This is a genomic window from Pseudoflavonifractor sp. An187 (assembly GCF_002160275.1).
GTDB lineage: Bacteria > Bacillota > Clostridia > Oscillospirales > Oscillospiraceae > Enterenecus > Enterenecus faecium.
In genome coordinates, this window is sequence record NZ_NFKG01000018.1 from 34,184 (window position 1) to 47,901 (window position 13,718).

Genomic DNA, 13,718 nt, shown 5'->3' on the forward strand with positions numbered 1-13,718 from the left:
GAGGGAGCCATTTTTCCAGTTCGCTCGTCTGCACACTTGCCAGCCTTCCGGTGTTGCGCCTCGTAGGGGCGGATATCATCCGCCCGAACCCAGGGCAGCGCACCCACCCGGGCGGATGATCCGCCCCTACGTCCGGTTTCTGCCAGGGCCCCACTCTAACCAAAATCCGTGCCGCAGGCACATTCTTCATTTTTTCATTCTTCATTACAAGAATACCGCCTGTGGAACCTCCACAGGCGGCCTTTTTGTTATCCCAGCAGCAGCTTGTCGTCCGCCTCGTCGGACCCGGTGGCCTGGCCGAACTTGGCCAGCAGGTCCTCCACGGTGAGCTTTTTCTTCTCCTCCCCGGAGATATCCAGAGCCACCCGGCCCTCGTACATCATGATGAGTCGGTTGCCGTGGGCAATGGCGTCTCGCATGTTGTGGGTAATCATCAGGGTGGTGAGGTGGTCCCGCTGCACGATGGTCTCGGTGGCAGCGAGCACCTTGGCCGCCGTCTTGGGGTCCAGAGCTGCGGTGTGCTCGTCCAAGAGCAGCAGCTTGGGTTTCACCAGGCTGGCCATCAACAGGGTCAGGGCCTGGCGCTGGCCACCGGAGAGCAGCCCCACCTTGGAGGTCATGCGGTCCTCCAGTCCCAGGTCCAGCAGCTTGAGCATCTCCCGGTACTCCTCCCGCTCCGCCTTGGTGATACCGGCACCCAGAAAGCGGCGCTTGCCCCGGCGGGCGGCCAGAGCCAGATTTTCCTCAATCTGCATGGTGGCGGCGGTGCCCATCATGGGGTCCTGGAACACCCGGCCAATGTAGCGGGCCCGCTTGTGCTCGGGCAGACGGGTCACGTCCACCCCGCTGATGGTGATGGTGCCCTCGTCCACCGGCCACACCCCGGCCACGGCGTTGAGGAGGGTGGATTTGCCAGCCCCGTTGCCGCCGATGACGGTGACAAAGTCCCCTTCCTTCAAGTGGAGGGACACGCCGTTGAGGGCGGTCTTCTCGTTCACCGTCCCGGCGTTGAAGGTCTTGTAGATATTCTCAATCTTAAGCACGGTTCACACCTCCCCGCTTCACAGGCTTGGCAAAGTACTTGCCCTTCCAATAGGGCACCGACAGGAACACGGCCACCACCACCGCAGACAGCAGCTTGAGGTAGTTGGAGTCCATGAGGTTCAGAGACAGCACCAGCTGGATGACCATGTAGTAGATGATGGCGCCGATGGACACCGCCAGCAGCTTCAACCCGAAGTTGCGGAAGAGCTTGGAGAAGATCACCTCGCCGATGATGACGGCGGCCAGGCCGATGACGATGGCGCCCCGGCCCATGTTGGCGTCGGCAAAGCCCTGGTACTGGCTCAGCAGGGCCCCGGACAGAGCCACCAGGCCGTTGGAGATCATCAGGCCCAGCACCTGGTTGCGCCGGGTGTTGATGCCCTGGGCCCGGGCCATGGCCTGGTTGGCGCCGGTGGCACGGATGGAGCAGCCCAGCTCGGTGCCGAAGAACCAGTACAAAATCGCGATGATGACCAGAGTGACCACGCCCACCACAAAGATGGGGTGCTGGTAGAAGGGGCGGGTGCCCTTCCCCACGTCCTGAACAAAGCGCAGGGACACCAGCAGCTTGTTGAGCACGTCGGGGTTGATGATGTTCAAGGCCACATTGGCCTTCATGGACATGATGGCCAGGTTCACCGACCACAGACCCAGCTGGGTCAGAATGCCGGCCAGAATGGCGGGGATGCCGCACACGGTGTGGAGCAGTCCGGTGACCAGCCCCGCGGCCATGCCCGACACCGTGGCCGCCAGCAGCGCCACCCACAGGTTGATTCCCTGGGAGAAGAGCACCACGAACACCGCACCTCCGGTGCAGAAGGAGCCGTCCACGGTCAAGTCGGCGATGTCCAGAATCTTATAGGTGAGGTAGACGCCAATGGCCATAATGCCCCAGATCAGGCCCTGGGAGATGGCCCCAGGCAGGGCGTTTAAAAAATCCAGCATGGTTGTTCCTCCTTGCAATCAAGACACAAGAGAGCGAGGGGTTCCCCCGCTCTCTTGCTGATGTGTTCCCTTATTCTGCGTCCAGGGCGGTGTAGCCCTCCGGGGGTGTCAGGCCCAGGTCGTCGCAGATGGCCTGGTTGTACATCTTGGTGAACTGGGGGGCGTACTCAATGGGCATCTGGGAGATGTCCGCCTCCCCACGGAGCACCTTCACCGCCATCTCGCCGGTGGTGACGCCCAGGTCATAGTAGCTGATGGACAGAGTGGCCACGCCGCAGCCCTTGCAAATGCCCTGCTCTCCGGTGAACACGGGAATCTTGGCGGGGCGGCAGATGTTATCCACGATGGAGGCGTTGGAAGCCACGGTGTTGTCGGTGGGCACGTAGATGACGTCGCTGTTGTCCGCCGCCGTCTGAGTCACCGCCGCCATGTCGTTGGAGTCGGAGAAGGCGTACTGGGTGCAGGTGTAGCCCAGCTCCTCCAGATGCTCCTGGACGGTGTCCACCTGGTACTGGCTGTTGGGCTCACCGGAGCAATAGAGCAGACCCACGGTCTTGGCCTCGGGACACCACTCCTGAATCATGGCCGCCTGCTGGTCCAGGGGGGCCAGGTCGGAGGTACCGGAGACGTTGGTGCCCACGGTGCCGGAGAAGTCGTCAATTTTCAACGCCACGCCGTACTCGGTCACTGAGGTGCCCAGCACCGGGATATCCCCGGTGGCAGAGGCCGCCGCCTGCAAGGCAGAGGAGGCGTTGGCCATGATGAGGTCCACCCCGCTGGAGACAAAGGTGTTGGCGATGGTGGCACAGGTGGCGGGGTCGTTGGCGGCGTACTCCAGATCAAAGGTCACCTTATCCCCAAACGCCTCCTTTAACGCGTCCTGGAACCCCTGGGTGGCCTGGTCCAGCGCCTCGTGGGGGGTCAGCTGCACAATACCGATGGTATAGCTGTCCTTGTCCCCGCCGGACTGGGTATTCTGGGAAGTCTGGCCGCCGCAGCCTGCCAGTCCCGCTGCCATAGTCAGCGCCAACAGCGCTGCGCCTGCTCTCCAACTGTGTTTCATGTTCCTTCCTCCTATCCAAATGGGCACTTCAACGCTTTTAGCCATCAAAGTGTCTGAGTCTGAACAAAGAGCCTCCCGGCTCGTTGCAAACAGTATAATGCTTTAATGCATTGATGTCAAGGGGGATTTACACATTTGTGAACGAAAGGGAAACAACTTGGCCGGGCATGGACTTTCCCCTGGGAGTATGGTATACTGTTCAATGGTAGATTGCCAAAAAACTTCATGGTAAAGAACCCCCATCATCTCGCATCATCCAGCAGCCCTCGGCAGAGTTTTCCCATCCGCAGATGGGAAAATGAATTGAAATCTCGTATTTTCCCAGGACATGCGCATGGGAAAATACACATCTGGAGCCCGCCAGTGTGGAATTGGGTCGCCCTTTGACCCAATTGTGCATGCAGCGGGCTGCATCCCCCTCGAGAACATGCTGGCATGTTCGAGATATAAATAGGTATGCCCAAGGAGGTCAGCCCCATGGCTGGAAAACTGATCGTGTTTGAGGGAACGGACGGCTCGGGAAAGTCCACCCAATTTCAACTGTGCTGTCAGGCACTGAATGAGGCGGGGCGGGAATTCCGTACCACCGTCTATCCCCGCTACCGGGAGGAATCCTCGGCCCTGGTGCGGATGTATCTGGGGGGCGCCTTCGGCTCCCACCCCGACGATGTCAACGCCTATGCCGCCTCCACCTTCTTTGCTGTGGACCGGTACGCCGGGTACAAGCAGGAGTGGGGGGCCTATTACGAGGCCGGAGGATTGATGGTGATGGACCGTTACACCACCTCCAACGCCGTGCATCAGGCCTCCAAACTGCCGGAGGACCAGCGGGAGGCGTTTTTCCACTGGCTCTTTGATTTGGAGTACCAGCGCATGGGACTGCCCAGCCCCGACCAGGTGATCTGGCTGGATATGCCCACCCATCTGGCGGTGGCCAACCTCCGCCGCCGGGAGGCGGTGACCCACACCCAGGCGGACATCCACGAGGAGGACAACAACTACCTCACCGCCTGCGCCCAGGCCGCCGCCCAGGCCGCCCAGCTCTACGGCTGGAGGCGCATCCCCTGTGTCAACGACCAGGGCCAGCTGCGCGGCGTAGAGGACATTCATGAGGAAATTATGCAACTGATTTTGGAATAAGGAGGACGATATCATGGTTTACATTCTGTTAGCCACTGGTTTTGAAACCGCCGAGGCCTTGGCCCCCGCCGACGTGCTGCGCCGGGGCAATGTGCCCGTGTCCCTGGTGGGTGTCACTGGCCCCACCGTCCAAAGCGCCCAGGGTGTCACCGTCACCACCGACGTGGCCCTGGCCGAGGTGACCCTGGCTCCCGGCGACATGGTGATGCTCCCCGGCGGTCTGGGTGGTGTGGACGCCCTGGAGCACAGCGAGGCCGCCATGGCCCTCATCCGCCAGGCCGCCGCCGACTCCCAGGTGTGGCTCACCGCCATCTGCGCCGCCCCCACCCTGCTGGCTCGGGCCGGGCTCATCCCCGCCGGAGCCCGCGCCGTGTGCTACCCCGGCATGGAGGGGGACCTGGTGAAGGCGGGCGTGGAGCCCTGCATGGACCAGCCTTTCGTGGTGGAGGGACACCTCATCACCGGACGGGCCGCCGGGTCCAGCTTCGACTTCGGTCTGGCGCTACTCACCGCTCTTTCTGGGGCTGACGTGGCCCGCCAGGTCCAGAACGCCATTCACTACATGGCATGACCCCCCAGGAGCTCAAGGAGCGGCTGCGCCGGCAGGCCGCAGCCCTTCCCCGTGCCAATGTCCCCCACCTGTTGGAGCAGTTTCTGGCTCTGCCCCAGGTGGAAGCGGCCCACACCGTGATGGTCTTCTACGGCGTGGGTCGGGAGCCGGACACCACCGCCCTCATTGACCAGCTTCTGGCCATGGGCAAGCGGGTGGCCCTTCCGGTGTGTCTGCCCCAGCGGAAAATGGAGGCCCGTATCATCACCAGCCAGGACCAGCTCATCCCCAACCACTACGGCATTCCGGAGCCGGACGGGGTGTGCCCCATCGTCCCCCAGAAGGACGTGGACGTGGTGCTGGTGCCCAACATGATGTGTGACCGGGCGGGATACCGCCTGGGCCAGGGCGGCGGCTACTACGACCGGTGGCTGAAGGGCTATACCGGGTTCACCGTGTCCGTGTGTCCCGCCGACCGATTCCAGGAGCAGCTGCCCCACGCCGAGTACGACGTGCCGGTGCAGCTGGTACTCACCGATGCCTGACAAACGCCAAGGGCGGAGAGGGGTCCCCTCTCCGCCCAACGGATACGTGCGCTTTTTAGCAGCAGCCGTCGTTGCAGCCGCAGCCGCAGTTGTTGCCACAGCCATTGCCGCAGCCACAGCCGTTGCCGCCCATGTTACCGCCACCGCAGCAGCAGCAGAGAATGAGTACCAGGATGATGATCCACCAGCAGCCGCCACCGAAACCATTGTTACCACAACACATAACAAGTCACCTCACATCAAATTTCCGGTACAGGTACCGGCTCGGACGCCGCACACCACATGGCCTGCGGCGCCGGAGTCGGCGCCCGTCCCCGTTTCTGCGTTATACTATGTGGTCACGGCGAGATTGGTTCCCCGACCTTAGAAGAAATTTTTCAGACAACCTATCCTGATGAGGAGTGAAACAAGACATGTCAGAACAACGTTCCCACGCCCCCCAGGAGCCCCAGCGACGGCCACGGGTCTCCCGCAACCGGAAGAAACCCCACCGCACCAAGGCGGCCAGCGCCCTGCTGTATGTGCTGTTCGTGGTGGGTCTGTCCGCCGTGCTGGCCACCGTGGGCTGGATCTGGGCCAACGACCTGCTGGCCCTGAACAAGGAGTACACCTCCGCCATCGTCAAGGTGGAAAACGACGAGAAGTTCAGCGATGTGGTGGATTCCCTCAAGGACAACGGCCTCATTGAGTACAAGTTCCTCTTCCACCTCTATGGCCTGTTCTCCAACGCCAGCGACAAGATCACCCCGGGCACCTATGAACTGAACACCGATATGGACTACCGGGCCCTGGTGACCAACATGAGCTCGTCCTCTTCCACCCGTCAGACCATTGACATCACCATCCAGGAGGGCTATACCATCGACCAGATCTTCCAGCTGCTGGAGGAGAAGGGGGTCACCACGGTGGAGCAGCTCCAGGATATGTCCGCCAACTGGGACTACAACTTCAGCTGGCTCAAGGACCTGCCCCTGGGCGACTACCACCGTCTGGAGGGCTACCTCTTCCCCGACACCTACACCTTCTATCTGGGTGAGGACCCCAAGTACGTCATCAACAAGATGCTGGTGAACTTCGAGTCCAAGATGGAGGACTATATGGACCAGTTCAACGAGGAGAGCAAGTACTCCCTCCACGACATTGTCACCATCGCCTCCATGATTGAAAAGGAGACCGACGGCGAGGACTACGCCAAGATCTCCTCGGTCATCTACAACCGTCTGGAGAACACCAATGCCGAGACCCAGGGCTACCTGCAAATCGACGCCACCCTGGTGTATCTCAACGGCGGCAAGGTGCCCACTGAGGCAGACAAGGCCATTGACTCCCCCTACAACACCTACCTGTACCAGGGCCTGCCCGCCGGACCCATCTCCAACCCCGGTATGACCGCCCTGTATGCGGCTCTCAACCCGGAGAACACCAGCTACTACTACTATGTGCTCAACCCCGAGACCAAGAAGCACGAGTTCACCAAGACCTACGCCCAGCACCAGGCCCTGGTGGAGAAGTACGGAGTGGAAGAATGAAGAACATAGAGTTATTATCCCCCGCCGGGGACATGGAACGTCTGACCATGTCCCTGGCCTACGGGGCTGACGCCGTGTATCTGGCGGGCAACGCCTTCGGTATGCGGGCCTTTGCCGGCAACTTCGACCGGGACGAGATGACCCAGGCCGTGCAGCTGGCCCACGACAAGGGGGTGCGGGTCCACGTGACCTGCAACACCCTGGCCCGCAACGATGAGATCGCCTGTCTGCCCGAGTACCTGGAATTTCTGGAGTCCATCGGTGTGGACGCCGTCATCAGTGCAGGCGTGGACGTGCTGAGCCTGGCCCACCGCTACGCCCCCCATGTGGAGGTGCACATGTCCACCCAGACGGGCATCACCAACTATGAGATGGCCCGGGTGTGGCACGACCTGGGCGCCAAGCGGGTCATCCTGGCCCGGGAGCTGTCCCTGGACGAGGCGGCGGAGATCTGCGCCAAGGCCCCCCGTGATTTGGAAGTGGAAGCCTTTGTCCACGGCGCCATGTGCGTCAGCTACTCCGGCCGCTGCCTGCTGTCCAACTATATGACCGGGCGGGATGCCGCCCGGGGCGCCTGCGCCCAGCCCTGCCGCTACCAGTACGCCCTCATGGAGGAGAAGCGGCCCGGGGAGTACTTCCCCGTGTTCGAGGAAAACGGCGAGACCTTCATCATGAACAGCCGGGACATGTGCATGATCGACCACGTGCCCGAGCTGCTTCAGGCGGGTCTGGACTCTCTGAAAATCGAGGGCCGGGCCAAGAGCGCCTACTATGCCGCCATGACCACCGCCGCCTACCGCCACGCCATTGACGCCGCGGTGGAGGGCAAGCCCCTGGAGCCCATCTGGCGGGCGGAGGTGGACAAGGTCAGCCACCGCCACTACTCCACCGGCTTCTACTACGGCCAGCCGGGGCAGTACACCGACTCCGCCCGGTACATCCGGGACTGGCAGGTGCTGGCCATCGTCACCGACTGCGACGAGGACGGCAACGCCACCCTCTCCCTGCGCAACAAGTTCACCGCCGGGGACCAGATTGAGGTGGTGGGCCCCGATGTGCCCGCCTTCCCCCTCACCGCCCCCCTCATGACCGACGGGGAGGGCTTCACCCTGGCCCAGCCCCGGCACCCGCAGATGGTGTTTCACATGAAGCTCCCTCGCCCGGTGCCGCCTCTGTCGGTGGTGCGGGCCTGCCGCCCCAACTCCTAAAAGTAATCAAAAAAATGCAAGCATTTTTTTGAGGGGATGCAGCCCGCTGCATGCATAATTGGGTCAAAGGGCGACCCAATTCCACACTGGCGGGCTGAGATGTGTTTTTCCCGATGCGCATGTCCCCGGGAAAAACGGATTTCAATTTATTTTCCCATCTGCGGATGGGAAAACTCTGCCGAGGGCCTATTTACCCTAAGCCCCCCACGAACTTTTGCCTTTTGGATAATCTAAAATCCCCGGTTGGATGCTCATGCATCCCACCGGGGATTTTCTGTTAGGTCAGGTCCTGGCCGTTGGTGGCAATCACCTTCTGATACCAGTAGAACGAGTCCTTGCGGTGGCGGGACAGGTCGCCGCTGCCGTCGTCGTGCTTGTCCACGTAAATCATGCCGTAGCGCTTGCGCATCTCTCCGGTACTGGCAGACACCAGGTCGATACAGCCCCAGGGGGTGTAACCCTGGAGGTCTACCCCGTCGGCCACCGCCTCGGCCATGGCCTGGATGTGGGCCCGCAGGTAGTCGATGCGGTAGGGGTCGTGGATGGTGCCATCCGCCCCCATGGTGTCCATGGCCCCCAGGCCATTCTCCACCACCATCAGGGGAATCTGATAGCGGTCATACAGGTGGTTGAGCACCCAGCGCAGACCCTGGGGATCGATCTGCCAGCCCCACTCGGTGACCGGCAAATAGGGGTTTCGAATGCCGCCCAGAGCGCCGTTGCCCGTGGAGGGGTCTCCCTCCTGCTTGGTGCCCACACACCGGGAGTCGTAGTAGCTGAAGGTGTAGAAGTCCACGGTGCCCTCCCGCAGGTCCACCTCGTCCTGGGGGGTGATGTCCAAAGTGACCCCCTTCTCCGCCAGCAGGCGGCGGGCATAGCTGGGATAGGCTCCCCGCACGTGCACATCTCCCGCCAACAGGTTGTGCAGGCGGTCCATGGACAGCTGGGTGAGCTGATCCTCCGGGGCGCAGGTACGGGGGTAGACGCACATGTAGGCGATCATACAGCCCAGCCGGTTGTCCGGGTCGATCTGGTGGCCCAGGCGCACCGCCTGAGCGGAGGCCACCAGCTGGTGGTGCATGGCCTGCCAGCGGTCTTGCTCGGTGGTGGTCTCCGGGAGCATACCTCCGGCGATGAAGGTGCCAAAGGGCACAGACAGCATGTTGATCTCGTTGAAGGTCAGCCAGCGGCGCACCTTGCCCTTGTACCGCTCCATCACCGTCTTGGCGTAGTGAACAAAGAAGTCCACCAGCTTGCGGTTCTTCCACCCCCCATATTGAGTGGTCAGGTACAGGGGATTTTCATAGTGGGACAGGGTGACCAGAGGCTCAATGCCGTACTTGGCCAGCTCGTCAAACACCTGGTCGTAAAAGGCCAGCCCCTCCTCGTTGGGCTGCTCCTCATCCCCCCGGGGGAAGATGCGGGACCAGGAGATGGACATGCGGTAGACCTTGAAGCCCATCTCAGCAAACAGGGCGATGTCCTCTTTCCAGTGGTGGTAGAAGTCGGTGGCCTCGTGATTGGGATAGAAGGCGTCAGGCTGGGCGGGAATGGTGATGCGGCGGGGGGTGTTCACCGAGCCCCCGGTGAACACGTCGTCAATGGAGGGGCCGCGGCCCCCTTCGTTCCATCCACCTTCATACTGGTTGGCGGCGGTGGCGCCGCCCCACAAAAAGCCATCCGGGAAGCTCCGGTTCATGGTGGTTCCTCCTTTTACAGTACGGTGAGCAGGCGTGCGCCGTGCTCAATGTTGATCTCCTTGGTGGGCACCACTTCCAGGTATTCCTCGGAGTTGGTGACGATGACCGGGGTGGTCACATCATAGCCCTCTGCCCGAAGCCCGTTCAAATCACAGGTGAGGAGCAGCTGGCCCTTTCGCACCACGTCTCCCACCTTCACATGGGGAGTAAAATACTTGCCGTTCAGGGCCACCGTGTCCCGGCCCACATGGACCAGCACCTCCAGGCCGTCGTCGCTGCGCAGGCCCACCGCATGGCTGGAATCCATCAGGGTCTCCACCACCCCGTCAAAGGGGGCGTACACTCGGCCATCGGTGGGAATGATAGCCGCACCGGTGCCCAGCACGCCGGAGGCAAAGGTCTCATCGGACACCTGGCTGAGAGGCATCAGCTTGCCGGTCATGGGGCTGTTCACCACCAGGCGCTGAGGGGCCTGCACCTGGGTGCCCTTGGGGGCGGTATTCTTGGTGGTGGTAGCCGCCTCTCCGCTGCCCTGGGGGTCACGGAAGCCCAGGATAAAGGTGAGGACAAAGGACACCACCACGGCGATCAGGCAGGTCAGGCCGATGTATAGGATGGAGCTGGGCCGTCCCGCCTCCAGGTACTGAATGGTGGTCACCAGACCGGGGCAGGCGGTGGAAAAGCTCTTGAGCTGCATCAGACCGGCAAAGCAGCCGGAGGCGAAGGAGGCGATGAGCACGGCGATGAAGGGGCGCTTGAGGCGCAGGGTGACGCCGTACATGGCGGGCTCGGTGATACCAGCCACCAAAGCGGAGAAGCCAGCGGCGGCGGCGGTCTGGCGCATGTTCTTGTTCTTGGAGCGCAGGGCCACAGCCATGGAGGCGCCGCCCTGGGCCAGGTTGGCGCCCAGCTGGGCCACCATCACCAGGCTGTCAAAGCCCAGAGAGCTGATGGAGGCGATGGCGATGGGGGTGAGCACGTGGTGCATGCCAAAGAGCACCAGCACGGGGTAAATACCGCCGATGATGCCCACGGCCAGCCAGCCCAGATTGGTCTGAATCCACTCCAGACCGCCGGAAATGGCCTCACCGGCAATGGCTCCGGCAGGGCCCACCGCCCACAGGGCAATGGGGGCGCAGATGAGCACGATGAGCATGGGGTTGAGGAAGGTCTTGGTGATGGCGGGGGTGATGCGGTCCACCAGCTTCTCCACCTTGGACAGCACCCAGGCCATGATGATGGCGGGCAAAATGGAGTAGGGGTAGTTGGCCGCAGTCACAGGCACCCCGAACAGGGAGATGGGGTCTCCGGCAGTAAACATGGCCTGGAGGGTGGGGTGCACCAAAATACCCGCAATGGTGATGCTCAGATAGATGTTGGTGTTGAAGTACCGGGCGGCGGAAGCGGCCACCAGGATGGGCAGGAAGTAGAAGGAGCCGTCGCCGATGACGTTGAGCACCTGATAGGTGGAGCTCTCCTCAGCCAGAATCCCCAGCATGGGCAGCAGCACCAGCAGCACCTTCATCATGGCGCAGCCGATGATGGCGGGAATGACGGGGGTCATGGAGCCCAGCAGGGCGTCCATCATCCGGGCGGGGATGGGCTTTTTCTTTTTCTCCTCTTCCTCCTGGACGGGCTGGCCCTTGTTCTCCAGCACCCCCATCTCCTGCAAGGCCTCGTAAACCTTGGGCACCCGGTTGCCGATGATGATCTGATACTGGCCGCTGGCGTGGACCACGCTGATGACGCCGGGGACCTCAGATACCGCCGCATCGTTGGCCAGGGACTCGTCGGCCAGGGCCAGACGCAGCCGGGTGGTGCAGTAGGTCGCCCCTAAAATATTCTCTTTGCCGCCCACATGGGCCACAATTTGTTCCGCAGTCTTCTTCCAATCCATGGTTTAATCCCTCTTTTCAACTGAATCTTCTAATCTTAATTCTCGTCCTTCAAAAGACCGTGCTTTGCCACTCTGGCAATGTGCACCGTGAGGTACAGCTCCTCCTCCCGGCCCAGATTCTGCCCCCGCAGCTGCAAAATGTAGGCTGCAATCTTTTGGGTACAGGCATAGGCCTGGGGGTACTTGACGCAGATCATATCCAACAGATCTCCGTCATCCTCCTGGTAATAGGTGCCCAGCAGCAGACGCTGGGCAAAGAACCTGACATGGGTGATAAAGCGATGGTAGGCCAGGGCCTGGGTGTCAAACTCCATCCCAAACTCCTGGTGTACGATGGTGCACACGCCGGAAATCAGCTCTGTCACCTCATACATCTGCCCAATTTCCATGCCCGTACCTGCGTTGACAAAGTGCAGCGCCATAAAGGCCGCCTCATCCTCGGCAAAGGGCACTTCCAGGGCCTGGCGCACCATCCGGGCCGCCTCCAGCCCCACAGCGTACTCTTGGGGATAGTAGCGCTGGATCTCCCAGCGCATGGAGTTGCGCAGCACCAGCCCCCGCTGGTAGCGCTGTACGGCAGAGTAGATATGGTCGGTAATGGTGATGTGAATGCTCTCATCCAATGTCTTGTTCATGTTTTTCTCAGCCATAGAGATGATTTTCTCGCTGAGGACCATGTAGTTCATGGGGATACGGGCAATCAGCTCCTGAAAGCGGCTGGTGTTTTCCTGAGACAGCTGGAACACCTGCTCCGCTCTGCTGCAAGGAATCCGATCTCCTCCGCTCTTTTGAAATACAATTCCCTTTCCCATGACCACAATTTCCTGGCCATTGGCATCCACCGACACAAAGGCGTTGTTGTTGAGTATGCGACGTACCACATAGGTTCCCACGGTTCATCCCCCCTTTCAGGCAAAGAAAAAAACAGGCACCACAAATAAAACCCGTTGCAATCGAGTTCTACGTGGTCTTGCCTGCCTTACCAGTTACAATCCGAATATTCAGTTGCTGGAGACAGTATAGCCCTTTTCCTCCCCCTTGTCCATTCCAATTCCATACAAAAGTACATGCGATTTTTTGGTAATTTAGTCGAATTCGGGGGCTCCTCCCGAAAAACGCCCCACGGCGGGCCGTGGGGCGTTGCAGGGCTGGATTTAGTTGTAGTGGTTCCGGTCCTCCTGGGACGGCTCCGCCTCCTGCCAGGACACCTCGATGGTCTCCGGGGTGGGCTGCTGGGTCTGGGAGGGCAAGGTCCGGCTGTCCCGGTCCTCCAGCATGGGTGCATTTCGGCTGGTGTGTTCGGCCAGAATCTCATCCACGCTCAGGCAAGTGCCCTGGATGATGCGGCGCTGCCGCTCCTCCTCCTGGCGCATCCAGGCCAGATGCAGGGCCTTGCGTGCCTTCACCAGGCACACCACCAGCACGATCACCGCCACCAACAGCACCACCGCCAGGGCAGCCAGGCCCACCATCAGGTAGGACACGGCGCGGTTGCTCCAGCCTGTGCGGATCTCCCGGCCAAAGAGGGTGAACACAAAGCCCTCGCTCTGGGGCTCCTCTGCCACCTCAGCCAGCACCAGGGGGGCGTCCCCCAGCTGGGTGAACTGGTAGCGCTGGAAGGTCTCCTGCTCCACGTCGTACAGGTACAGCCCCAGCTTGCCCTCCTCGTCCATGGCATAGACAATGTAGTGGTTGGGCTCCTCGGTGTCGTCGGGCACCAGCAGGGTGTGCTGCTGGCCCCCCAGCTCCATCAGGGTGGAGGTATAGCCTTCGGGAACCACCAGCTCCTGGGGCAGGTCCACCAGGGTCAGCTTGCCCGTGGACATGGCCACCGGGGTCATGGCCTGGACCTCCCGGGTCTTCTCGTTGTAGAAGTAGAAGCCTGCGGGATGGCCCTCGTCGCCAGCCAGATACACAGCCACCAGTCCGCCGTCCTGGTGCACGGCGGTGGGAAGGGTCTGGCCGTCCACCTCCAGCTGGGACTGCTCAAATCCCGCCGGGACGCTGACGCCCTCGGGCAGCTGGTTGGAGACGGGCAGCTGGGTGTCGTCGGGCAGGGTGACCGTCACCTGAGGCTCCGGGGTGGCGGTGGGGGAG

At 61.6% G+C, this 13,718-nt stretch carries 13 protein-coding genes; 5 read left to right on the forward strand and 8 right to left on the reverse strand.

The annotated features are described in order from the left end of the window. Positions 1-248: 248 nt before the first annotated feature. The 3 genes from B5F22_RS08535 to B5F22_RS08545 all read right to left on the reverse strand — a co-directional run bounded on the left by B5F22_RS08535 (position 249) and on the right by B5F22_RS08545 (position 3,052). On the reverse strand, positions 249-1,043 hold the full coding sequence (locus tag B5F22_RS08535; protein WP_087392234.1) for an ABC transporter ATP-binding protein: 795 nt from the start codon (positions 1,041-1,043) through the stop codon (positions 249-251). Beyond that, positions 1,036-1,989 (reverse strand): ABC transporter permease, encoded by a 954-nt coding sequence (locus tag B5F22_RS08540; protein ID WP_087392235.1) that lies wholly within the window; start codon positions 1,987-1,989, stop codon positions 1,036-1,038. The genes B5F22_RS08535 and B5F22_RS08540 overlap by 8 nt, the downstream gene beginning before the upstream one ends. A 70-nt stretch (positions 1,990-2,059) precedes the next feature. Then, on the reverse strand, positions 2,060-3,052 hold the full coding sequence (locus tag B5F22_RS08545; protein WP_087392236.1) for an ABC transporter substrate-binding protein: 993 nt from the start codon (positions 3,050-3,052) through the stop codon (positions 2,060-2,062). 477 nt (positions 3,053-3,529) lie between these two features. Here B5F22_RS08545 and B5F22_RS08550 point away from each other — a divergent pair, with 477 nt between their 5' ends. Genes B5F22_RS08550 through B5F22_RS08560 form a run of 3 tightly spaced genes read left to right on the forward strand, consistent with a single transcriptional unit; the run spans position 3,530 to position 5,287 of the window. Further along, positions 3,530-4,192, forward strand: a complete 663-nt coding sequence (locus B5F22_RS08550; RefSeq protein WP_087392237.1) for a thymidylate kinase — start codon at positions 3,530-3,532, stop codon at positions 4,190-4,192. A 13-nt stretch (positions 4,193-4,205) separates the two neighbouring features. Beyond that, positions 4,206-4,763, forward strand: a complete 558-nt coding sequence (locus tag B5F22_RS08555; protein WP_087392238.1) for a DJ-1 family glyoxalase III — start codon at positions 4,206-4,208, stop codon at positions 4,761-4,763. Then, positions 4,760-5,287, forward strand: a complete 528-nt coding sequence (locus tag B5F22_RS08560) for a 5-formyltetrahydrofolate cyclo-ligase (RefSeq protein WP_087392239.1) — start codon at positions 4,760-4,762, stop codon at positions 5,285-5,287. The genes B5F22_RS08555 and B5F22_RS08560 overlap by 4 nt, the downstream gene beginning before the upstream one ends. Before the next feature lie 55 nt (positions 5,288-5,342). Here the strand turns inward: B5F22_RS08560 and B5F22_RS12480 are convergent, their stop codons facing one another. Beyond that, positions 5,343-5,510 (reverse strand): hypothetical protein, encoded by a 168-nt coding sequence (locus B5F22_RS12480; protein WP_164488793.1) that lies wholly within the window; start codon positions 5,508-5,510, stop codon positions 5,343-5,345. Positions 5,511-5,700: 190 nt separating this feature from the next. Between B5F22_RS12480 and mltG the strand changes: the two genes are divergently transcribed. Then, a complete protein-coding gene (gene mltG, locus B5F22_RS08565; RefSeq protein ID WP_087392240.1) occupies positions 5,701-6,816 on the forward strand; it encodes an endolytic transglycosylase MltG in 1,116 nt (371 codons plus the stop codon). Continuing rightward, positions 6,813-8,024, forward strand: a complete 1,212-nt coding sequence (locus tag B5F22_RS08570; RefSeq protein ID WP_087392241.1) for a U32 family peptidase — start codon at positions 6,813-6,815, stop codon at positions 8,022-8,024. The genes mltG and B5F22_RS08570 overlap by 4 nt, the downstream gene beginning before the upstream one ends. 277 nt (positions 8,025-8,301) lie before the next feature. Here the strand turns inward: B5F22_RS08570 and B5F22_RS08575 are convergent, their stop codons facing one another. The 4 genes from B5F22_RS08575 to B5F22_RS12315 form a co-directional block, all read right to left on the reverse strand. After that, positions 8,302-9,723, reverse strand: a complete 1,422-nt coding sequence (locus B5F22_RS08575; RefSeq protein WP_087392242.1) for a 6-phospho-beta-glucosidase — start codon at positions 9,721-9,723, stop codon at positions 8,302-8,304. Positions 9,724-9,737: 14 nt separating this feature from the next. Continuing rightward, positions 9,738-11,621 carry a beta-glucoside-specific PTS transporter subunit IIABC gene (locus B5F22_RS08580; protein ID WP_087392243.1) on the reverse strand — a complete coding sequence of 628 codons (1,884 nt, stop codon included), beginning with the start codon at positions 11,619-11,621 and terminating at the stop codon, positions 9,738-9,740. A gap of 35 nt (positions 11,622-11,656) precedes the next feature. Then, the gene (locus tag B5F22_RS08585) at positions 11,657-12,514 is read right to left on the reverse strand and encodes a PRD domain-containing protein (protein WP_087232159.1); all 858 of its coding nucleotides are present in this window, start codon (positions 12,512-12,514) and stop codon (positions 11,657-11,659) included. 261 nt (positions 12,515-12,775) lie between these two features. Further along, a partial coding sequence (locus B5F22_RS12315) for a hypothetical protein (protein ID WP_158096666.1) occupies positions 12,776-13,718 on the reverse strand: 943 nt, incomplete at its 5' end.